This is a genomic window from Aristophania vespae (assembly GCF_009906835.1).
In the GTDB taxonomy this organism is placed as follows: Bacteria; Pseudomonadota; Alphaproteobacteria; order Acetobacterales; family Acetobacteraceae; genus Aristophania; species Aristophania vespae.
Genome location: NZ_CP047652.1, coordinates 1,009,688 through 1,033,138 on the forward strand (window position 1 = coordinate 1,009,688; position 23,451 = coordinate 1,033,138).

The following is a 23,451-nucleotide window of genomic DNA, read 5'->3' on the forward strand; positions in this document are numbered from 1 at the left end:
TTTCATCTTCTGACCTGTTTGAGATTGTCTCAGACGATGAAAACTTTTATCACAAAAACCATCATGCCTGCTCCTACACCTTTACCCAATAAACATAGTCGTGGGTCATCATCCCGCCCTGTTTTTGACCCCGAAGCTCTTTTTGACAAAAATGAGCCTACATCTCCACGCTCCTTAGGGCGCAGCATTCGCTGCACTTTGCGGCTTATCGCCATATTTTTTTGGGGCCTTATATCCTGTTGTTTCCAGGCAATACTTATTCATGCCCCAGGACGGCTACATGTGCAATTCCCCTGTTTTTTTTGGAAAATAGTTTGCACTATTATGGGGATCGATATTCACACAAAAGGTCAGCGCATCGGAGAAATTTATTCCGATAAAGACATTAATCTGGGAAAAAGGCCAGTTCTCTACATCGCTAATCACAGCTCATGGCTTGATATTTTAGTTTTGGGAACTGTTCTGCCCACTCTGTTTATTGCTAAGCAGGAAGTAAGAACCTGGCCACTTATTGGTGTTCTTACCCGATTAGGTGGAACAATTTATGTTAGTCGTAATCGTCAGGGAACAGGCCAAGAAGTTTCTGATGTCACAAAAAGATTGCGCGAAGGTTATAACATCACTCTATTTCCAGAAGGCACATCTTCTGATGGTATGAGAGTTCTCCCTTTCCTCTCCTCTCTTTTTGCCATTGCAAAACCCGTAAAGAAACGCGATATGATAGAGGATGAAAATGTACCTCCCCTCTATTTGTACAGCCAATTTCCATTGTTTATGACCGATTAGAAGGGTTACCAGTAGGCCGAAACAGACGTTCATCGGTTTTTTCATGGTTTGGAGATATGGATTTGGCTCCCCATTTATGGGCTTTGGGAAAATGGCGCTCTATGCGCGCTAGCATCTATTTTCATCCTCCCCTAAATCCGGATGATTTTTTATCCAGAAAAAGCTTGGCCGTTAAAACTTACGACATTATCACCCAAGGTAATGAAGATCTTAGACAAAACCGTCTTGATTAAAACTTAGCCTTCACTCTAATTAAGTTTTTTTGCTCCTTTAGGATATAGCGTTCATAATTTATGTCTCAGCCTGCTCTTTCTCCAAATACACGCGGTCTTCATATCATCACTTGGGGTTGCCAGATGAATGTCTATGATAGTGCGCGCATGGCTGATGTATTACAGCCACTGGGTTATAGACCTGTTGAAACAGCAGAAGAAGCTGATATGATTATTCTCAACACATGCCACATACGTGAGCGTGCTGCCGAGAAAGTTTTTTCAGAGTTGGGACGGTTACGTCTTATTTGCGAGGCACGTAAAGCAGAAGGACATAACACGCTGTTAGCGGTTGCGGGTTGCGTTGCCCAGGCAGAAGGCGAAGAAATTCTTGCACGCGCCCCTTATGTCGATCTTATTCTGGGGCCGCAAACCTATCATCGCCTCCCCGAAATGGTAGCACGTGTCGCCCGCGCGGGGAAAACAGTTATTGAAACTGACTTTCCAGTCGAAACTAAATTTGATTTCCTGCCCGAAGATGCAGCACCGCAGACAAATGGCAATTTAACAGCGTTTTTGACCATTCAGGAAGGGTGCGACAAATTCTGTTCTTTTTGCGTTGTGCCTTACACACGCGGCGCTGAGATAAGTCGTCCTGTTTCTTCAGTTATGGCAGAAGCATCACGATTAGTTCAAAGTGGCGTAAAAGAAATCACCCTTCTTGGGCAGAATGTAAATGCTTATCACGGACTGGAAGATGACAAAATAGTCGGACTGGCCGGACTGGCTGAAAGATTACGCACCATTCCCGGCTTAGAGCGCGTACGCTACACAACCTCTCACCCTCGGGATATGGATCAGAGCCTTATTGATGCTCATAAGAATAATCCTATCCTCATGCCTTTTATTCATCTACCCGTACAAAGTGGTTCTGACCGTATATTAAAAGCTATGAATAGAGGCCATACGGCAGAAGAATACCGAGATATTATCAGAAAACTTCGCCAGGCAAGGCCCGATATCGCACTCTCCTCTGATTTCATTGTTGGTCACCCAGGTGAAAGTGATAAAGATTTTGAAGAAACATTGCAGCTCGTCCGTGACGTTACTTTTGCGAGTGCCTATAGTTTTAAATACTCTCCTCGCCCTGGCACACCAGCTGCAGGACAGCCATTTCAGGTTGATGAGGACGTAAAAGACAAAAGATTAGCTATTCTTCAGGCTCTCTTGCGTGAGCAGCAAGATGCATTCAATGCGTCTTTGGTGGGAACTGTTCAGGATATATTAGTGACAAATACGGGCCGAAAAAAAGGGCAGCTTAATGGCCGCTCTCCTTATTTACAGCCTGTTCATTTTGAAGGTGATATATCCATTATAGGACAAGTTGTTAAAGTCAGAATTACCGATCAATTAACGAACTCTCTTAGTGGGGTTCTTCTTTAAGGAGATAGCGGCCTTTTGACCACCACTTCCTCAAAAAACACCTCACAGCCCCGCTCAGACAATATTGTACGGACAGCGAGCTTGCGCTTTGATAATAACGCGCTTTTACAACGCATTTTAGGTGAGCATGACAGGCACTTGGTCAGATTAGAACAAGGTTTGCATGTTCGACTTTCCTGTCGGGGCAATCGTGTTGCAATTACAGGTGCCCCCAGCGATGTTGCTCAGGCACAAGCAGCATTTGAGGCGCTTTATCGTTTAGCGGAACAAGGTCATATTATCGACGCTGAGCAGGTTGCGGGGGTTATCAGACTCAGTGGCTCAATGCCTGTTGCTCCAGCTTCGTCATCACAACGCTCTTCAAAAACGGAGCCTGATGTAGGAGATTTAAAAACTCTACCCGCTTTTCAGACAAAACGCGGCATTATTACCCCCCGCTCACCTGGACAGGCAGCTTATATGAATGAGCTGGCCCAAAAAGAGCTTGTATTTGGGCTAGGGCCGGCCGGAACAGGCAAAACTTATTTAGCCGTAGCTCAAGCCGTATCAATGTTTCTTTCTGGGCAGGTAGAACGCATAATTCTGTCTCGCCCCGCCGTTGAAGCCGGTGAGAAACTGGGATTTCTACCCGGTGATATGCGTGATAAAATCGACCCCTACCTACGCCCACTATATGATGCCCTGCATGATATGATGCCAGGTGACCAGATTGCACGCCGTATCGCTGCGGGCGAAATTGAGGTTGCACCACTAGCTTTTATGCGAGGCCGCACACTGGCTCATGCCTATGTGATTTTAGACGAGGCTCAAAATACGACTTTAGCTCAAATGAAAATGTTCCTCACCCGTATGGGAAACGGAACTCATATGACAATAACTGGAGATCTTAGTCAGATTGACCTCCCCCCGGTGTGCCTTCTGGCTTAAAAGATGCTGTTGCAACTTTAGAGCACGTCCCTGAAATTGCTTTTTGTCATTTATCTTCGGCAGATGTCGTGCGTCACCCCCTTGTAGCCCGTATTATAGACGCCTATGACAAAGTATCTCGCCCTCAACGCTTCAACAACGGACCTTTAAATTATCATGGCTCTACAAAGCCCTCAGCAACGCGTTAATCTTTTAGTTGAAGACAAGCGCTGGCACAGGGCCGTACCCCAGCTTGAGCTTCTTGTTTCAAGAGCCTTTAATACGACTCAGCGTTTTTTGGGAAAAGAAACCAATATTACGTACCCTAATTTAGTTTTTTCAAATGATCGTCAGATCAAAAAACTTAATGCTCATTTTCGTGGACGTAACAAACCTACAAATGTCTTAACTTTTGATCCAACTTACCCTGGTGAGGGTGGTGATATAATTTTAGCTTATGAGACGATGAAACGTGAATCTACAGAATCACAACGCTCGATGAAAAGTCATACAGCTCATTTAACCGTTCATGGCCTACTACATCTTGCAGGCCATGATCATTATCACCCCGGAGAAGCCAGAGCTATGGAAACGCTAGAAACGCGCATATTATGTGCAATGCACTTTGCCGACCCCTGGAAACAGGGACGGAGACTAAACCGATGAGCGACATGACGAGCTCGTCCGAACGGCCTAATTTACTTACTTTATTTAGCCGCAAACCCCGTGCGCAAAATTTACGACAATCTATTACTGCTTTAGTTAAAGAAGCCGCAAAATTATCGAAAGATACACCTGAATCTGCTGAACTTGACCGCCAAGAAAGAGCATTAATTTTAAACGTATTGCGTCTTTGCGATATCACGGCTGACGATGTCATGATACCAAGAGCTGATATTGTCGCAATGCCTGATAATCTCTCTTATGATGAGGCCCTAAACCTCATGAAAACAGAGCATCATTCTCGTTTGCCTGTTTATCATGAAGAGTTAGATGAAACTATCGGGATGATTCATGTAAAAGATCTGATTTCTTACGAGGGCCCCCGTGACGTTCTCGATCTTCAATCACTTTTGAGACAACCTCTTTTTATTGCCCCTACTATTCCCGTTTTGGATTTAATGCTGCAAATGCGACAGCTCCGTACTCATATGGCGCTTGTCATTGATGAATATGGCAGCATTGATGGGCTTGTTACTATTGAAGATCTTATTGAGACGATCGTAGGTGATATTTCAGATGAGCATGACGAGCCCGTAACAACCCCTTGGCGAGTACGCGCTGATGGCTCAATAGATGTAGATGCTCGCCTCCCTATAGAAGTTCTGGAAGAAAAATTAGGTCCTGTTCTTACTGATAGTGAAAGAGAAGCAGAAATTGAAACAGTCGGTGGACTGGTTTTTCGTCTCGCTGAGCATGTCCCAACACGTGACGAAGTCATTATTCACCCTAGCGGGCTTGCTTTTCGAGTTTTAGATGCTGATACGCGCCATATTTTAGCTTTAAGAATGCGTGTACCTGATGATTGGGCAGAAAAACAAAAAAACATAACCCCACAAGGCAATGATCATAACTCTGCCACTTGACGTGAAAGGTAAATCTTGCCTTTTTAGGACTGTTTCATTGACTAATCTTATTTTAGGATATTTTTATGAATAAAATTTTTATATCTCGTCGTTCTTTATTAAAAACTGTTCCTACTCTTTTAGTTGGATCGGCTATTGCGCAAAGCCCATTGGCCCACGCAGCTGAAACTACAAAAGATAGCCGCTTAAGCCCCGTATTATTGGAAACCCAGATGCTCCTGTTTTGGTTCAAGAATGGTTTTCTCTAACCTGCACGCACTGCGCTCATTTTGGAACTGAAGAATTCCCCAAAATTCGCAAGGAACTGATTGAAACAGGTAAAATTCGCTATCAGTTCCATGATTTTCCTATGGACCGCGTTGCTTTAGTTGCAGCAATGATTGCGCGTTCATTACCCGAAACACGCTATGAAGCCTTTATTAGCTCACTTTTTTCACGTCAAATGAAATGGGCTTTCTCTGAAGGTGATCCTTTAGAGCATTTACGGCAGGAAGCAGCTTTAGCTGGCATCTCTTCCAGTCAGTTTGATGAAATTCGCAATGACCAGAATTTCATCAAAGCTATTTCTGACAAAGTTGATAGCGACACCAAAAAATATGATATTCAGGGCACACCCTATTTCCGGTTCAATAATGTCGCTTATGCTCAGGATCCCGAGACATTTGAGACATTCGCAGATCTCGTTAAAAAGGCTTCATAAGTCTATTATCTGCTAAATGTCTTCTTCTTATAAAGCCCACTTCGCCCGCTTAAAAATAGTCGGGTTCAAAAGTTTTGCCGACGAAACAACTTTGGACATTCTCCCTGGTCTAACTGGTATTGTCGGACCTAATGGATGCGGAAAATCCAATATTGTTGAAGCGATCCGCTGGGTTATGGGCGAAGTGTCAGCCAAAACGCTGAGAGGCGGCGAAAGTGATGACCTCATTTTCGCCGGTTCTGCCAGCAGGCCAGCACGCAATATAGCGCGCGTTACCCTACAGCTTGAAGATGCAAAAGGCTTGGCACCCGCCCCTTTTGAAGAAAGCGAGGAACTGGCTATCACCCGCCAGGCTGAACGTGGCTCTGGCAGTATTTACCGCATTAATGATCGCATAGTCCGTGCCCGTGATGTGCAGACTCTTTTTGCCGATCTGGCTACAGGGGCCCGCAGCTCTGCCATTATTAGCCAAAATCGCGTTAGCCAGCTTATAGGAGCAAAGCCAGAAGAACGGCGTGCCATTCTTGAAGAGGCAGCCAATGTCACAGGATTGCATGTTCGCAAGCATGATGCTGAGCTTAAATTAAAACAGGCTGAAAATAATCTTGAGCAGGCTGAGTTACATGCAACTCAGCTACATCAACGGTTGGAACTGCTTACACAACAGGCAGCGCAGGCACGGCGTTACCGGGAACTCTCACAAGATATAAGACGGTTCGAATCACGTTTACGCCGCTTAAAGCATATGCAGGCACAAAATAACGTTAGTGCAACAAGCCAGGAAATTACCCAAACTCAAAGCCAACTAGCTGACCTTGAAAAAACACTTCAAGAAAAAAATGTTGCTGTTGCTGATCTAAAAAAAGAATATGACGAGCAGTCGCTTCAGCTCAATGCGCTTCGTCCTCGTTTAGAAGAACAAAAGCTTCAGCTTGAAATTGCACAAAATAATCTATCTCATATTCAAAAAGCATGGGATGAACGCTTAAAAACAATTATAGACATTAACGCTGATCTTGATCGCGCTGAAAAGCGTTCTGCAACGCTTCATGAAGAAGAAAAACGCTCTCAAGAATTACTGACTCAGCTGGAAAAAACACTTGAAACTGAGTTCAAAAATCTACCTGACTTAAAAACCCAGTTAGAGCAAGAAGAACAGGCTCTTTCTCAGCGTAAAGCACAATATGATGACGCCAAAGAGGATTATCATAAGGCAAATTTGAGCTATGAAACGGCCCGCAACCTTTATGAAAACCTCACACTGCATCATAAGCAAAATTTATCTTCACTAGACCGTATTCAGTCTGAACTATTACAGATTGAAAAATCACGTTTTGAGTTAGACTCTCTTACAGAAGCGGAAGAAAGAGTTAAATCCACAGCTCAGTCTGTCTCTGAGGCAGAAAAAGAAAAACAAAATTACGCTGACATTAGTCAAAATAAAAAAATTGAGCTTGAAAAAGCTCGGTCTGCTTTAGAAAATACGTTACGTGTCCAAAAACATCTAACATCTGAAATACAGTTAGTATCAAAAAAATTAGAGGCCCTTAAAGTTCGATACGACCGCTTTTTATCTGACAAGCATAATATTGAAAATTCTTTGATCACTCCAGAAATACTGACCACTAAAAAACAGGAAGTTGACAAAGCACAGTCTTTATTACTCGAAACAGAAAACAAAGAAAAAGAACTAAGAGAGCTTAAAGATAAAGAAGAAGAAATTTGGTATAAAGCAAGAACTGACCATAAGGAAAAAACCCAGAAGAGAAATATCATTTCTCTGGAAATAGAGCGGCTGAAGTATGCTCAACAAACAACCGCACAGCAAATTTTACAAGCTAAAAAAACTCTGGATGAAGCCAAACAAAATGTCACAAACTTTGAGCAGGTAGAACAATTACGCTCAGAACTTGTTGAAAAAGAAACATTATATTCTACAGCTTCAGAAGAGCTTCAAAACTGGCGTAAAGAACTCAAAACATCTTTTGGGGACTTAAATAAAACGCGCCAAAAACTCCATAATGAAGAACTTCAGCTTCTTAGACTCAAAGGCCAAATACAAAGCTTAAGAAATTCTCTTTATAGTAGGACTATAGATGCAGAATCTTCTATGCTTGAAACTTTAGATTTTCCGGCAGAACTTAACCAAGCCCTTGCTATGGCTTTAGCTGAAGGTCTCGAAGCGAATTTATTGGCCGAAAACGATACAGCTTCGGATATAACAAAGTTAAAACGTGCCTGGCGGTGCCTCCCTCCTTTCAAAGAGACTCAAACTCCACCTTCAGATCTCAAACCCCTTGCAGAATTTGTAAAAGCCCCTCCTGCCCTTACGCGCGCTTTGGCTTCGATTTACCTTTTAGAAAATGAGCAGCAAGGCGCAGAGCTCCAGCAACATTTATTGCCTGGCCAATCACTCGTAACACGAGAAGGCGCCATTTGGCGTTGGGACGGTTTTATTCAGAGTGCCCAACAACATTCTTCTGAGGTTAAAAAACTTGAAAATCTGCAAAAACTTAAAGAGTTGGAGCCTAAAAAAGAAGCTGTAAAAAACTCAATAAGTGAGACTGAGCTTGAGCTAAAAAACGAAAAAGACCGTAATGACTCGCTTCAGGAAAAAATTGATAAAAAACGCGCTTTTATCGAGACACTTGTTAAACAGCTCCATAATCTGCGCTTTAAAGTGCAAGAGCAGGAACATGGCAAAGAACTCTCTCACCGCAAAATTCAGCACGCTCTTGAGCATATAGAAAAAAGCACAGCCCACGCAGAGGAAATTAAAAATAACCTTACCTCTTTGCAAAATTCTCTTTCAGAACTTGATATAACTCTTAAGACTATAGTGCCTAATCAGGATAAAGTCGCTCAAGCAAGAGAGGCTTTATCGCAGGCGCATCAAAAACATCAAGAAGCATTTAAGTCTTTCAACGCTATTGAACGACATTACTCTCAGTCAGAGCTGGTTTATGAGAATTCTTTAGCCCGGCTGAAAGATCTAGCCTCTTCTATAACGCATCTGGAAGCTGAACTGGAAAGCGCGAAACAGCAAAAAGAAAAACAGCAAAAGCAGCTTCTTGAACTTGATTTAGAAGGCCCTAAGCAAGCTGTTGCAGCAGCGCAAACAAGACTTGATGAGAGTATAAAAACTCTCTCACAGTTAGATGCACATTATCAAAATTTACGTCAGGAACATTTACGGGCGCAGCAAAAATTTAACATCCTTACGCAGCAGCAGGCATCTACATCTGGGCGTCGAGACACTTTACGCAACCAGCTTGAATTGCAAAATAAAATTTGTCAGTCCCTTGATAGCGAAGTCAAAGAAGCTTTATCCCGTTTAGAGTCTCTTGCTCCTTTAGAAGATCAAATTAAAAAACTTGACGCTTTAAAAGTTAAATTTGATGAAGATAGCAGGAACTACCAGCAAAAACGCAAAGATTTTGTTGAATGCGAAAGAAAAGCTCGGTCTCTAGAAGAACAGATTTCTACCATAAAATTCAAATATCAAGCCGCGAGTGCTGAAAAAGAGCATATTCTGGCAGAGCTACAAACACTACAACAACGTAAACACGCTTTCGAACTTTCACAGGACTCTCAGGTCAATCCCAAACAGCTGACCGCACAAGTAGAAAAACATAAGTCGCTTTATACAGCACTAAAAGAACAATTTGATTCAGCTACTCAAAAAACCTCATCGCTACAAACAGACTTAAATTCTAAACAGAAAGAATTTGCTGACCTGCAAGATAGACGCACTATTTTGCGCGAAACGTTGAGCGGTTTAACTGAGCGTTTAAAGCAGGTTCAGCATGTTTTAACACAACTCCAAACACATGATCCTTTAGAAGAGTCTCAACAAGATGATTCTGAAGATGATGATTTGGCTGGAAAGAGTGTTACGAGCTTGCGGCACCTTCTTGCCCGCACACAACAAGAGCGAGAAAATTTAGGCGGCGTTAATCTTGGCGCAGATGACGAATATAATAGCGCTAAGGAAGAATCAGACCAGCTTCATAAAAAGCTTACCGAATTAACAGAAGCGATTAGTCGTTTACGCAAAGCCATTAGTTCTATCAATAAAGAAGGCAGAATGCGTATTAACAAAGCCTTCTCAGAAATGGATCAGCATTTTCAAACATTATTTTCTCGCATGTTTGATGGGGGAAAAGCCCATTTAAGCTTTGTTGGAAGCGACGACCCATTAGAAGCAGGGTTAGAAATTTATGCTCAACCCCCAGGAAAAAAACTTTCAACTCTGTCTTTGCTCTCTGGCGGTGAACAGGCTTTAACAGCTCTCTCTCTCATATTTGCAGCCTTTTACTGTACGCCAGCTCCAATATGTGTTTTGGATGAAGTAGATGCGCCATTAGATGATGCCAATGTCGAACGATTTTGTCGCCTTATTGCTGACCTTCAAAAGCAGGCAAACACACGTTTTCTGGTCGTAACACATCATCAAACAACAATGGCACATATGAATCAGCTTTTTGGTGTTACAATGCAGGAAAGAGGCGTAAGCCGACTGCTTTCGGTCAACCTTAATGATGGCTTAAAATTTATAGGGAGTTGACGAGACCTTTTTTCAAGCAGAAGAATAGAACAGAATTTTAAATTCTGCTTTGAAAGGTCATCTCATTTTTACCGTACCAACCTTAAGTGCAGCCATTTTAAATCGCATCAAAAAATTTGGTGTTAGGGTGGTGGGCGACGTGCATGGCGATTCTAACGCTTTCAAGCATGCATTAGCCACTGAACGCTACATTATTCAACTTGGTGACTTAACCGATTATGGCCCAGATAATGTTGGTGTTTTAAAGCAAATTCTTCAGTTATTAAAAACTGAAAGAGGCATGTTTGTTCTTGGTAATCATGACAGAAAACTGGCTCGCTCTTTAGCCGGACGTCAGGTAAGACCAGACAAAGCCCTCGAAAAAACATTAGAAGAAATATTTGCATTAGGAAGCCAGGAATTCCCTTACCAAATCCATAATGCCATCGAACAAGCTCCTGCCTGGCAGCGCATTAATCAAACATTTTTCATACATGGTGGGTTTCATAGCTTTATGCTCACCAACCCTCCCCCCAAAACAGGCATTAATAAAATTTCTGCAGCCCTGGCCAGAGCACTTTTTGGTGAGGTAACTAATAAAATACAGCCAGACGGCTATCCTGAACGGCTTTTAAACTGGGTTGATAGAATCCCCGAAGACATTACAGTCTATGTTGGCCATGATCGACGCTCGACTGATGGACGCCCTTGGGTTAAAGAAGGCAGGCTCGGTGGGAAAGCCATTTTCATGGATCTGGGTGCCGGGAAAGATGGACATTTAGCATGGGTTGACCTTGATGAGCTCTAAAAACTTTCAAGATTCACACGATGTAGATCTTCTAAACGAACTTCGTCATAGCATTGATAATATCGATGCTGCCCTCATCTATATGCTCTCTGAGCGTTTTAAATGCACCAGACAAATTGGCTTTATCAAAGCTCAAACGAACCTGCCAGCCACAGATAATAAAAGAGAATCAAACCAAAAGCAGCGCCTGCGCGCATTGGCAAAAGACTCGTCTTTAAATCCAGATTTCGCAGAGCAGATTTTTGATCTTATTGTCTCAGAGGTAGTAAAAAATCACAAAGATATTTCTCGACAACTAAATAATAAACAACAAAAATAATAATTTATTCTTAAGAAAACCGGGATAATTATCAATACACAAAAAAGTGTTTGCTTAGGAATTTTATCCTCTTCCCTAGAAGAGAAAAATACTTCACAAAGAGCGGCAGGTCTAACACCCGTTTTGAGGTGCCGATATGCTTTCTTCTTCGAATTCTTCTCGACAGCCTGTAACCCTGGGCACAGGGTTGGCTATGCTTGTCGGGTTTGTAGTTTTCCTCTTCGGCCTTTTCTTCATTATTGAAGGTGGAGTTTTGGTTTCTTACGGTGGATCATGGTATTATGTCCTTGAGGGTATTCTATTCCTCACACCGGGCGGTCTACTCATGATGATGCGTAAGCCCTTGGGTTGCTGGCTCTTTTTATTAGGATGGGCATTAACAATCCCCTGGACGATCTATGAAGTAGGTTTCGATTGGATTGGGTGGTTACCTCGCCTTTTTGGCCCTACAGTAATCGCTATCCTTGTCGCTATCAGCCTGTTTGCCCTTAATGGGCGGAAAAGGAGCGCATAACATGCAGAAATCAACGATTTTTAAGGCGCTCTTTTTAAGCACCGCTCTTGGAGCTGTGCCCGCTTTAGCGCAGGTTCCTCCTACAACTGTAACACCTGGACCAGGTGAAGCAGGTGACCCAAGTCATAAGGTAACGAAGTCAACTATCTATACTTCGCCAGACCCTTCGACGCCGCAGCCTCCAGGCATCAACCCGGCTCATTTACCTAATATTGATGAGATTCCGGCGTCTGAAATTCCTGACATGGTCCCTCAGCAAAGTGCTAATCCGAAGCCGGAAGATTGGCCAGCTTATGGGCGTGACGACCGTCAGAACCGTTATTCACCCTTAAAGCAAATTACAGCTGAAAATGCTAAGCACCTGAAAAGGGCGTTTGTTTACCACACAGGTAGCCTCGTTCCTAAAGGCAAAACCAATAAATGGGCTGCTGAAACAACCCCCATTAAAGTTGGTGATTCGCTTTATCTTTGCTCTGCCCTTAATGACATAATGCGTGTCGATGCAGCTACGGGCAAAGAAATCTGGCGGCATAAAGCTGGTGTTAAATATGAGAGCATTCCATATACAGCAGCTTGTAAAGGCGTAACTTACTTTACGTCATCAACAGTGCCCGAAGGGCAACCTTGCCATAACCGTATCATCGAAGCGACGCTTGACATGCGTCTTATCGCTGTTGATGCAGAAACAGGTAAGCTGTGCTCATCCTTTGGGTTTGGCGGGCAGGTTAACCTCATGCAAGGCCTGGGATACGCTGTTCCTGGCCAGGTCTCAATGACAACTCCTCCACCAATCATTAATGGTGTTGTCGTTGTAAACCACGAAGTTCTCGATGGTCAGCGCCGCTGGGCTCCATCAGGCGTGATCCGTGGTTATGATGCCGAAACTGGTAAATTTGTTTGGGCATGGGATGTTAATAATCCGACAGACCATCATCAGCCTGGCCCCGGAAAATTCTATAGCCGTGGCACACCCAATTCATGGGCAGCAATGGCTGGTGATAACGAGTTAGGGTTGGTTTTTGTTCCAACAGGTAACTCGGCCGCAGATTATTACAGTGCCCTGCGCACACCTGAAGAAAACAAAGTTTCTTCAGCGCTGGTTGCTATAGATGTTAAAACTGGCGAGCCTCGCTGGGTATTCCAAACCACTCATAAAGACGTTTGGGATTATGACATTGGTTCACAGGCCACTCTTTTTGATTACCACGGTAAAGATGGGTCTGTTACCCCAGCAATCATCATGCCTACAAAGCGTGGTCAGACTTATATCCTAGACCGCCGCACGGGTGAGCCACTTCCTGACTTCCCCGTTGTAGAAAAACCAGCACCTCATCCAGGTAATGTTGCTGACGATCCACGCTCACCTACACAACCATGGTCAGTTGCCGTGCCAAGACTTGGCTTTAAAGATCTGACTGAAGCCAAAATGTGGGGTGTTTCACCTCTCGATCAGCTTGCTTGTCGTATTAAATTCCGCAAAGCAAACTATGTTGGTGAATTTACGCCGCCAAGCCTTGACAGACCTTGGATTGAATATCCTGGCTATAATGGTGGTAGTGACTGGGGTAGCATCTCCTACGACCCTAACACAGGTATTATGTTAGCAAACTGGAATAATACACCTATGTATGACCAGCTTGTAACACGTAAAAAAGCCGACCAACTCGGTTTGATACCTGTTGACTCTCCACAATTTAATCCAAGCGGTGGTGGAGCTGAGGGTAATGGTGCTCAAGGTGACACACCTTATGGTATTGTTGTGTCTCCTTTCTGGAACGACTTTACAAAAGTGCTTTGTAACCAGCCTCCATTTGGTATGATCACTGCAATCGACCTGAAAGAGCATAAAGTTCTGTGGCAAAAACCATTAGGAACTGCTCGTGCCAATGGTCCATTCGGCCTACCAACAGGATTACCTTTGAATATTGGTACACCTAATAATGGTGGCCCAATTCAAACAGCCGGTGGTGTTGCTTTTGTAGCTGCCGCAACTGACAACCAAATTCGTGCAATTGACATGAAAACGGGTAAAGTCGTCTGGAGTGATGTATTACCTGGTGGTGGTCAGGCAACGCCGATCACTTACTCTGTAAATGGTCGCCAATATGTTGCTATCTTTGCAGGTGGACATCACTTTATGGGCTCACCAATTTCTGATGCGCTTGTAGTTTATGCCCTGCCTGAAGGTACAAAATAAAATATTTAAACCATTATGGTTTGAATAAGAAAAAGGTGGCGAGGCCTCAACCTCGCCACCTTTTTTAATTTCGTGTTATTTTTTTATCTTGCATTAATATGTTTCTTATCCAAAACTTATTGGTGCAAATCTGTAGATTTTTACAGAATAACCGCATCGTTAGAAGGCTCATTAAATGACAAAAGAAAAATGTGAATCTTTTTCATTCGCCTTTCCCGTCATGCATGGAACAATGGGACCTTCAGTTTTAGACCAAAGACGTTTGGCTCAAGAAACAGGAATGTTTACTTTCGATCCGGGCTTTGGTTCTACAGCAGCATGTGAAAGCAAAATTACATTTATCGACGGTGAGAAAGGCATTCTCCTTCATCGTGGATATCCTATCGAACAGCTAGCCTTACATACTGACTACACCGAAACAGCCTATCTTTTGCTGTACGGGGAGCTCCCTACCAAAGAGCAATATGACGTATTTTGTGAAGACATGGCTTCTCAACGCTTGTTAAATGAGCAAATACGCAATTTTTTTAATGGTTTCCGTAGGGACGCACACCCTATGGCAATATTATGCGGTACTGTAGCGGCCTTATCGGCTTTTTATAGCGATGTACTTCAGACAAAGCCTTGTCATCATGATCTGTCTGCAAGGCGCCTTATTGCTAAAGTACCGACTATTGCTGCATGCGCTTATAAATATACAATTGGCGAACCTTTTATTTATCCTGATGAAACTTTGCCATTTTCCGAAAACTTACTTTATATGCTTTTTTCAAGGCCCGGCCGTCCTTATAAAGCAGACCCTGTACTGGCCCGAGCATTAGACCGCATTCTTATTTTACATGCTGATCATGAGCAAAATGCATCAACAAGCGCTGTCAGACTCGTAGGTTCAACTGGCTCAAACCCCTTTGCCTGTATTTCTGCTGGAATAGCAGCTCTTTGGGGGCCCTCTCATGGAGGTGCTAATGAAGCTGTTTTAGCAATGTTTGACCAAATTGGCTCACGCGAAAACATTCCTGCTTTTTTAGAACGGGTCAAAAATAAAGAGTCTGGTGTAAGGTTAATGGGCTTTGGGCACCGGGTTTATCGTAATTTTGACCCACGTGCAAAACTCCTTCAGGCAACTTATCACGAAGTTATCGATACTCTTGGATTAAAGCGCGATCCTTGTTTAGATCTTGCAATGGAGCTCGAGCGCATTGCCATAGAAGATGATTATTTTATACAAAGAAAGTTATATCCTAACGTAGATTTTTATTCAGGGCTCATTCTTAAAGCATTGGGCATTCCTACTTCTATGTTTACGGCAATTTTTGCAATTGCACGTACAGCAGGATGGGTCAGTCATTGGATAGAAATGATTTCTAATCCCACGATGCGTATTGCGCGCCCACGTCAGCTTTATACAGGAAAGATTCAAAGAGACGTTCTTCCTATGGAAGAGAGATAAAATCTACTTCAGCTTAGAAAACGAAATTCTTCAGATAAATTTGCTCTTTATTGGCAAGTTATAAAGACTTTTTTTCTGAAGATTTACCGAGGTCTAAAAGTGTCTTTATTTAAAATGACAAAGAGTATTCGAGGATTATAAAAACCAAAAATATACTAATTTTTTATAATGTATCATTTTTTTTAAACATACGCTTATATGTATAGCCAAATTTATTATATTAAAAAATTAACTATAAAATAAAATTTTAGATTTACCCTTATGGCTGTGACACAATATTATTCTTTAACGTTTAATTTTCTCTTTGTGTCTAAGCCTAGAAGCTTACATTATTTTAAGCCAATGAAAGGTTTAACAATGTCACGTGCATATTTCGGCTACGGTCTAGCTCTTATCTCCGCTTTAAGCATGGGTGTAGCAATTCCAGCTGCCTCTTATGCTGCTGAGCATCATGCTAAAGATGTCGCTAAGCCTGTAGGTCATATCCATCTTAAAACTCACTCCGCTGACTTGGGTGTTGGTTATACCTGGGGCGATGGCACTTTGGTTTATCGCGGTAAGACACATCACTTTAAAATTAGCGGCGGAAATATTGCTGCCCTCGGTTACGCTAGCATCGAAGCCAATGGAGAGGTATATAACCTTAAGCACCTTCATGACTTTGACGGCGAATATGGCTCATTAGCTGGTGAAGCAACGGTCGCCGAAGGCGTCGGTGGTGCGCTCCTTGCTAATAGTAATGGCGTTCGCTTAAAAATTACCTCTAAGGCCAGTGGTGCCCATCTAACAGCAGGGCTACAAGGGCTGAAATTTACGCTTAAAGACTAATAAACATCAAAAAACCCCGCTTTTTCAATAAAGCGGGGTTTTTTGTCATTATTTTATAAAATATATCAACAATTACAGCCACGTGTATGGCCGTGACTTCTTTTTACAAGATGGTGATCAATCCATTCAGACACGAGCAAACGCGCTTCGGGCAAAGAAGATTCTGGATGGTAAATACGATAAAGCGTCGTACAGGCGGTAAAAGCCTGCATATCGTCTTGCCCCATATCCTTTAATTCCTGATAGGCTGTAATCACAGCTCTCTCACATTTACGCCCAATATAGCGGGTGTCGATTGTCATTTTACTTCGTCCCTAGAAACCCGCCACTCATTAAGGCGACTCAAGTACCCAACGGCTTGTTGACCGTGAGTTGAGTGCTATTTAGGCACAATTTTGTGATTATGTTCAAACTATTTATCTGCAAAATAGGAATAAAGTTTTTTGCACTACCCTCAAGCCTCTCTAAAGGCTAAATGTTTAAGAGGAATCTATTTTGGAGATCGATATGACCGCAGATGCTGTTCCAGCCAATAATATTCGTCTAACTCAATGGGACCGCGATGCAGCATTAATGACAGCCCGCATCCTACTTGAAATTAAAGCTATTAATTTCCGCCCAGATGAACCTTATACGCTGACTTCTGGTTGGAAATCACCTGTTTATATCGATTGCCGGAAGATTATATTTTTTCCTCGCGCTCGCACAAAAATTATGGAGCTCGCTGTTGAAAAAATTGAACGTCATATTGGTTATGAAAGCCTAGATGCCGTTGTGGGCGGTGAAACTGCTGGTATTCCGTTCTCAGCCTGGATTGCCGACCGTCTTATGACACCTATGGCTTATGTGCGCAAAAAGCCCAAAGGGTTTGGTCGTAATGCCCAAATTGAAGGTGATGTGCCTGAAAATATGCGCACTTTGCTTGTCGAAGATCTTACAACAGACGGTGCCTCTAAAATCCGCTTTGTGAAAGCTTTGCGTGAAGCTGGCGCCATTGTTGATCACACTTTTGTTGTTTTTTATTACGGCGTCTTCCCTGGAGCACAAAAATCCCTCGCTAATATGGGAATCAATCTCCATGCTTTATGCACTTGGTGGGATGTTTTAGAAGCCTGCGCTGATGGTAAATATTTTTCTGACAAAGATAGCGCAGAAGTAAGACGCTTTTTAGAAGATCCCTGCGCCTGGTCAAAAGCACATGGCGGCGTTGGCAGCGTAGAGGAAGCTTTGGCCTATAAAACTGAAGAAAAGAAGTAAAATATTATGAAGGGCTCCCATACTCCACCACGAGTCTCGCCAAGAATCTTGGTGTTTGATTCAGGTATTGGTGGAATGGGAGCTGTTCAAGCTCTGAGACATTTGGCGCCAATTCTGCGTATAGATTATCTTGCTGATACAGCCTTATTTCCATATGGCGAGCAGGAAGATGAATTTCTTACAAAAAGAATTGTTTCTCTCCTTTCATCAGCAGAAAAAGAGCTTAAACCTGATTTACTTATTGTTGCCTGCAATACAGCCAGTACTTTAGCCCTCACCCCCTACGTCAAACTCTCAATCTTCCTATCGTGGGATGCGTTCCTCCTATTAGATGGGCAGGGCGGGTTTCAGTGTCACGCACCATCGGACTTCTTGCAACATCGGCTACCATTCGGCGCCCTTATATTTCTCAGCTTTGGCACGATTATGCTGATGATTGTCAGCTCTTGGTTCATGGAGCTAGAAATCTAGCCGATCTAGCTGAGCAAGCTTTTAGAGGTGAAACTCCAGACCCTGCCTTGGTTAAACATGAGTTGGACCAGCTCTTTAATCAGAAAGGCGGAGAAAAAATTGATACAATCGGGTTAGGCTGCACACATTACAGCTTTTTATTACCCAGCTTTCAGAGAGTAGCCCCAGCCCACATAGCATGGCTGGATCCCGCCCCCGCTGTTGCTCAGCAAGCCCTAAGACGCTTAAAAGAAAACTGGTCCTTCCCCTTATATGCTGACAAGGAAGCGACAGCGCCGCGCTTTTTTATGACGTCTCTACCAGCAGATAAAGACCGCCTCACAGAGCAGGTAAGATGGCTTGGTTATAACTCTTGTGAGTTATTTCCAACCCCGTAAACACTTCAAGTTTGCTAGCTGAACCGTGTTTTTTTATTTCAGAGCCGCTGCGATTTTAGGGCATGGATAGAATATTTATGAGCCAGCCAGGGCATTAGAAAAACATATTGCCAGCTTGATGTACGACGCAGAAATCAAGCCTAAGTGACTAAAAGAAATACAAAAAATACTAATGTAAGATTTATAATGTGGCCTGAACATTATAAATAATCAATTAGATTGGAATTAGAAACGTTTACAGACATAAACCAGATAACTTTGGTAAGATTCAGCCATTTATCCAAAATTGAAACTGATAAAAACTGATCTCATAGTCTGTCATCACTGCTCTTATTGGCCCTTATAAAGTCTCGCTCAATTAGATCAGATTCGGCAATTTTTTATTTATTATTGATCCAGTTGGCTGCATGGCTCAAAATTTCACAGAAATAGCTTTTCTTAAAATCATGGCAACGCATAACCTAAGAAAAGCTTGGAAATTGACATTCTGTTGGCTGACAAGGTGTCGCTAACTGGTAATAATTCGAGATAAACTATATAGGCCAATTCTAAAATTTTTAGCCTTACATTAGAAAAATGACAGACAACCGCGCCTCTTCACTAATTTTTTCAATGTGCCCTATGAACTGTATAGAGAACAGTCCGAGCTAATAAGTCTTTTAATTCAGAATCAGGGAAAATCTCCAAAGCCTTAACAGCTGCCTCGGCATATTCTGCTGCTTTATCAAGAGTGGCTTTGATGGCACCAGTTTGAGTGATTAATTTCAATGCATGATCAAGATCAGATTCTTCCTGATCACTGGCTTCAATAACACGCTCCCAGAATTTTTTATCCTCATCACTTCCGGCAGCATAGGCAGCCAGCACGGGCAGAGTGATTTTACCTTCACGCAAGTCATCACCAACCGTTTTACCTAGCACCTGCTGATCTGCCGCATAATCAAGAGCATCATCAACAAGCTGAAAGGCCATACCTAAATTTGTACCAAATATCTCAAGAGCAGATTCTTCTTTTTTTCCTTTTCCGGCAACAACAGCCCCTACTCGGCAGGCTGCCGCAAATAAAGCTGCCGTTTTTCCATGAATAACTTCAAGGTAGCGTTCAACAGGCGTCGAAAGGTCGTTCTGTGTGGTCATTTGCAAGACCTCACCCTCAGCAATCGTTGCTGAAGCATCTGACAAAATTGCCATTACCTGCAAAGAGCCATCAGCTGTCATAAGCTGAAAAGAACGAGCAAATAAGAAATCTCCAACCAGGACAGAGGCCTTATTGCCAAAAAGGGCATTAGCCGATTCAAGACCGCGGCGAAGCGTGCTTTCATCAACAACATCATCATGTAACAACGTGGCTGTATGAATAAATTCTACACAAGCAGCCAACCCTACGTGACGCTGATGGTCTGGTCCCGCTTCATATCCACATAAACGTGCAGAAGCGAGAGTCAAAAGGGGTCGTAATCTTTTACCCCCTGCCGCAATAAGATGAGCTGCCAACTGAGGAATAAGCGCAACAGGGCTTTGCATCCGCTCTAATATGGCCCGGTTACAAGCCTGCATGTCCTCATCAAGATAGGCAGCTAAAGCGTGAAGAGCATCCTCACCTTTGGCACTTCCCCCTTCCGAGCCAGAATTTGTTGTTGTTTGATAATCTGGTGAGAAAGAAACCAAGGGTCACTACTCCGCTGTCCATAACCTAGTTAGGGCACTATAACACGATAAAGTGCCACATATCTTTAATTGGATATGGAGTCACTTTCGCAATAGATAATAGCAAAAATATGGGCAGCTAAGAAGAGGCGGTCAAGCGTTGATTGACCGTCTGCAACCATTAACGACCCATATTTTAGAATTTATACGCTAATATCAGCTAAAAACACCGCTTTCAAAAGCATCTTCCCAGCTACCTTGCGTAGAAGCTCGAGAATATTCTGTCGCACGATTTTCAAAGAAATTAGTATGCTCAACGGCATTAAGCATATCATCAACCCAGGGTAGCGGGTTGTCTTCAATTCCGTAGACTGGATCAAGCCCCAATTGGGTCAGGCGACGATCAGCAATAAAGCGAATATATTTTTTAACCTGTTCTGCATTTAACCCTTCGACAGGCCCCATTTCAAAGGCAAGATCAATAAATGCATCTTCATGTTCTACTGTTTCCCGACAGATCTGAACAAGTTCTTCCTGAAAATCTTCTGTCCAGAGTTCGGGGTTTTCACGAATAAAGGTGCGGAATAATCTGATCATTGAAAGACAGTGAAGTGTCTCATCACGAACAGACCATGAAACAATCTGCCCCATACCTTTTAATTTATTAAAGCGTGGGAAGTTTAATAAAATGGCAAAAGAGGCAAAAAGCTGAAGTCCTTCCATAAAAGCGCCAAAAGCAGCCATAGTTTTGGCTATTTCGCGCTTATTATCAATGTTGAAAGACTGCATGAAATCATATTTGTCCTTCATCTCTTTATATTTGAGGAAGGCAGAATATTCGACTTCGGGCATCCCGATCGTATCAAGCAGATGCGAGTAAGCTGCAATATGAATTGTCTCAATGTTAGAAAAACATGAGAGCATCATAAGCACTTCGGTAGGTTTAAAAACCTGAGGATAATATTTCATATAAGCAGAGTTCACTTCCACATCACTCTGCGTAAAGAAACGGAAAATCTGCGTGACAAGATTACGTTCTGTATCACTCAGCTTGCGATGCCAGTCTTTTACATCTTCTGACATCGGCACTTCTTCGGGTAGCCAATGTAAACGTTGCTGGGTCAACCATGCATCATACGCCCACGGATAGCGGAAAGGTTTATAGACAGGATTATCAACCATTAAATTGGCTTCAACAGCCGATTCAGGGGCTTCTGGAAGTGGCTTTTTCTCTGTCATAACCGTCTCATTCCTTTTCATTATGTTTCCAGAACATAGTCTCTTTATTGTTTATGTGACCTATTGGCAGGACAGGCATTCTTCGTAATCGCTATTTTTCTGCTCTGCTGTACGCTGCGTTGCCTGAGGTAAATGATTGTCATCGCCATCCATAATGTTGCGTTTAATAGCCACATTAGACACTGTATCGGCACGCTGAATGGAAAGAGAACGGCAATAATAAAGAGATTTTACACCCTTCTTCCATGCTTCATAATGCACGCGTACCAAATCACGCTTATGTACGTCTGCCGGCAAGAAGAGATTAACTGACTGAGCCTGACATATAAAAGGTGCTCTGTCAGCTGCATGTTCAATGACCCATCTCTGATCAATTTCAAAGGCCGTTTTAAATACGTCTTTTTCTTCCTGACTCAAAAAGTCCAGATGCTGAACAGAGCCTTTATTTAGGGTAATCGAAGACCAGATTTCGTCGGTATTTTTGCCGTACTTATCTAAAATATGGACAAGATGACGATTACGCACTGTAAAGGAACCTGAAAGCGTTTTTTGCAAGAATACATTAGCGCTAATAGGATCAATTCCCGGGCTTGCATTACCAGCAATGACAGAGATGGAAGCTGTAGGTGCAATGGCTAGTTTATTGGAAAATCTTTCTTTAAAGCCATATTCTTCTGCATCAGGACAAGCCCCTCTTAGCTCCGCAATATCCTTAGAAGCTTGATTGGCCCGCTCTGAAATATGAGCATAAATCTTTTTGTTCCATACTTTTGCCATCACACTGCCAAATGGAATCATGCGGGCCTGCAAAAAGGAATGGAAACCCATCGTTCCCAATCCTACAGAACGCTCCCTCATTGCAGCATAACGGGCATTATCCATTTCGCTTGGTGCATTATCAATAAAGTCTTGCAGGACATTATCGAGAAATAGCATCACATCTGGAATAAACTGCTCATTATCCTTCCAGTCGTCCCAATATTCTAAATTGAGAGAAGAAAGGCAGCAAACAGCCGTGCGCCGTTTACCATGATGATCTATCCCTGTAGGCAGCGTAATTTCAGCGCATAAATTAGAGGTTTTGACCTCTAACCCTGCTAAACGATGATGCTCTGGCCGTGCACGATTCACCGTATCAGAAAAAACAATATAAGGCTCACCCTGCTCCATACGGGCTGTAAGCAACCTGATCCATAAGGAACGGGCTGAGACTTTACGAATAACACTATGATCTTTTGGTGAAATCAGCGCCCATTCATCATCAGCAACCAGGGCACGCATAAAATCATCTGTAACGAGCACGCCGTGATGAAGGTTTAAAGCCTTACGATTTGGATCCCCTCCTGTGGGGCGACGCATCTCTATTAATTCTTCAATTTCAGGATGCCAAATAGGAAGATAAACAGCTGATGAACCACGACGCAAGCTACCCTGGCTAATGGCCAAAGTCAGACTATCCATCACACGAATAAAGGGAATAACGCCTGAAGTACGACCGTTACGGCCAATTTTCTCACCAATTGAGCGAAGATTACCCCAGTAAGACCCTATTCCCCCCCTTTGGCTGCAAGCCATACATTTTCATTCCAGAGATCAACAATTCCTTGCAGACTATCATCTGCCTCATTGAGAAAGCAGGAAATGGGAAGACCACGCTTAGTGCCGCCATTTGATAGGATAGGCGTCGCAGGCATAAACCAATGTTGCGACATATAATCATATAAGCGCTGAGTATGGGCAGCATCTGCGCCATAGCGAGAAGCAACACGCGCAAATAACCCCTGATAGGTTTCATTTTCCAACAAATAGCGGTCATCAAGAGTGGCGCGGCCGAAAGCTGTTAAAAGTGCATCACGTGAAGGATCAATATGAACTGCGTGACGATGAGGAAGTTGGACATCCTTCTCGAAAAGTTCAGGATCAGCCATATCAGCTGCTCCACGAGATGTTGTCTGGGCTTCCTGGAAGGTCATGGTACGAAACCTCTAATTGGACTCTAAGCGTCGTTAATTTGTGGCCTTAACATCCACATATTCATTTATTGAATCAAGCGATAAATTATTAAGTTTAATATCGCGCCAAATCACATATATATGGTTAACGGATGCTGATATCATACTATATATAGTAAAAACAGTAGAAAATAATTTATAATGATAACGAAA

At 42.9% G+C, this 23,451-nt stretch carries 18 protein-coding genes and 3 pseudogenes; 17 read left to right on the top strand and 4 right to left on the bottom strand.

The genetic code is table 11. The features are described 5' to 3' along the window. Positions 1-36 precede the first annotated feature (36 nt). The 15 genes and pseudogenes from GT348_RS04475 (at position 37) to GT348_RS04535 (ending at position 16,295) form a co-directional block, all read left to right on the top strand. The gene (locus GT348_RS04475) at positions 37-786 is read left to right on the top strand and encodes a lysophospholipid acyltransferase family protein (protein ID WP_236646412.1); all 750 of its coding nucleotides are present in this window, start codon (positions 37-39) and stop codon (positions 784-786) included. A 56-nt stretch (positions 787-842) separates the two neighbouring features. After that, positions 843-1,019: a hypothetical protein gene (locus GT348_RS09375; RefSeq protein WP_236646413.1), complete on the top strand. Its 177-nt coding sequence runs from the start codon at positions 843-845 to the stop codon at positions 1,017-1,019. Positions 1,020-1,079: 60 nt separating this feature from the next. After that, positions 1,080-2,441, top strand: coding sequence for a tRNA (N6-isopentenyl adenosine(37)-C2)-methylthiotransferase MiaB (gene miaB, locus GT348_RS04480; RefSeq protein WP_160618698.1), 1,362 nt, complete (start codon positions 1,080-1,082; stop codon positions 2,439-2,441). A 63-nt stretch (positions 2,442-2,504) separates the two neighbouring features. Further along, a pseudogene (locus tag GT348_RS04485) lies at positions 2,505-3,556 on the top strand (PhoH family protein). After that, positions 3,525-4,013, top strand: a complete 489-nt coding sequence (gene ybeY, locus GT348_RS04490; protein ID WP_160618699.1) for an rRNA maturation RNase YbeY — start codon at positions 3,525-3,527, stop codon at positions 4,011-4,013. Before GT348_RS04485 ends, ybeY begins: the two are co-directional and overlap by 32 nt. Further along, complete coding sequence (locus GT348_RS04495) at positions 4,010-4,933, top strand: hemolysin family protein (RefSeq protein ID WP_160618700.1); 924 nt, start codon at positions 4,010-4,012, stop codon at positions 4,931-4,933. The genes ybeY and GT348_RS04495 overlap by 4 nt, the downstream gene beginning before the upstream one ends. Positions 4,934-4,998: 65 nt before the next feature. Then, on the top strand, positions 4,999-5,181 hold the full coding sequence (locus GT348_RS09380) for a hypothetical protein (protein ID WP_236646414.1): 183 nt from the start codon (positions 4,999-5,001) through the stop codon (positions 5,179-5,181). Then, positions 5,157-5,633: a DsbA family protein gene (locus tag GT348_RS04500; protein WP_236646415.1), complete on the top strand. Its 477-nt coding sequence runs from the start codon at positions 5,157-5,159 to the stop codon at positions 5,631-5,633. The genes GT348_RS09380 and GT348_RS04500 overlap by 25 nt, the downstream gene beginning before the upstream one ends. A 16-nt stretch (positions 5,634-5,649) precedes the next feature. Next, positions 5,650-10,200: an AAA family ATPase gene (locus GT348_RS04505; protein WP_160618701.1), complete on the top strand. Its 4,551-nt coding sequence runs from the start codon at positions 5,650-5,652 to the stop codon at positions 10,198-10,200. A 49-nt stretch (positions 10,201-10,249) separates the two neighbouring features. Next, positions 10,250-10,987, top strand: a complete 738-nt coding sequence (locus tag GT348_RS04510) for a metallophosphoesterase (protein ID WP_236646416.1) — start codon at positions 10,250-10,252, stop codon at positions 10,985-10,987. Further along, positions 10,977-11,306, top strand: a complete 330-nt coding sequence (locus GT348_RS04515) for a chorismate mutase (protein WP_160618702.1) — start codon at positions 10,977-10,979, stop codon at positions 11,304-11,306. Before GT348_RS04510 ends, GT348_RS04515 begins: the two co-directional genes overlap by 11 nt. A gap of 136 nt (positions 11,307-11,442) precedes the next feature. Next, positions 11,443-11,820 (top strand): glycerol dehydrogenase, encoded by a 378-nt coding sequence (locus GT348_RS04520; protein ID WP_160618703.1) that lies wholly within the window; start codon positions 11,443-11,445, stop codon positions 11,818-11,820. A gap of 1 nt (position 11,821) precedes the next feature. After that, the gene (locus GT348_RS04525; protein ID WP_160618704.1) at positions 11,822-14,017 is read left to right on the top strand and encodes a pyrroloquinoline quinone-dependent dehydrogenase; all 2,196 of its coding nucleotides are present in this window, start codon (positions 11,822-11,824) and stop codon (positions 14,015-14,017) included. 175 nt (positions 14,018-14,192) lie between these two features. After that, entirely contained in the window at positions 14,193-15,467 is a 1,275-nt protein-coding gene (locus tag GT348_RS04530) for a citrate synthase (protein ID WP_160618705.1), read from the top strand. Between the two features lie 357 nt (positions 15,468-15,824). Next, positions 15,825-16,295: a hypothetical protein gene (locus GT348_RS04535; RefSeq protein ID WP_236646417.1), complete on the top strand. Its 471-nt coding sequence runs from the start codon at positions 15,825-15,827 to the stop codon at positions 16,293-16,295. A 65-nt stretch (positions 16,296-16,360) separates the two neighbouring features. Here the strand turns inward: GT348_RS04535 and GT348_RS04540 are convergent, their stop codons facing one another. Beyond that, entirely contained in the window at positions 16,361-16,597 is a 237-nt protein-coding gene (locus GT348_RS04540; RefSeq protein ID WP_160618706.1) for a hypothetical protein, read from the bottom strand. Between the two features lie 205 nt (positions 16,598-16,802). On the opposite strand from GT348_RS04540, the gene GT348_RS04545 reads away from it, so the two are divergent. Both GT348_RS04545 and GT348_RS04550 read left to right on the top strand, forming a co-directional pair. Next, positions 16,803-17,552 (top strand): orotate phosphoribosyltransferase, encoded by a 750-nt coding sequence (locus tag GT348_RS04545; RefSeq protein ID WP_160618707.1) that lies wholly within the window; start codon positions 16,803-16,805, stop codon positions 17,550-17,552. A 75-nt stretch (positions 17,553-17,627) separates the two neighbouring features. Continuing rightward, positions 17,628-18,400 (top strand): annotated as a pseudogene (locus GT348_RS04550) (glutamate racemase). Between the two features lie 609 nt (positions 18,401-19,009). Here the strand turns inward: GT348_RS04550 and GT348_RS04555 are convergent. From GT348_RS04555 to GT348_RS04565, 3 genes and pseudogenes are all read right to left on the bottom strand, one after another. Then, the gene (locus tag GT348_RS04555) at positions 19,010-19,957 is read right to left on the bottom strand and encodes a polyprenyl synthetase family protein (protein WP_160619443.1); all 948 of its coding nucleotides are present in this window, start codon (positions 19,955-19,957) and stop codon (positions 19,010-19,012) included. A 306-nt stretch (positions 19,958-20,263) separates the two neighbouring features. Further along, a complete protein-coding gene (locus GT348_RS04560; protein ID WP_160618708.1) occupies positions 20,264-21,286 on the bottom strand; it encodes a ribonucleotide-diphosphate reductase subunit beta in 1,023 nt (340 codons plus the stop codon). 60 nt (positions 21,287-21,346) lie between these two features. Beyond that, positions 21,347-23,214 (bottom strand): annotated as a pseudogene (locus GT348_RS04565) (ribonucleoside-diphosphate reductase subunit alpha). Positions 23,215-23,451 lie beyond the last annotated feature (237 nt).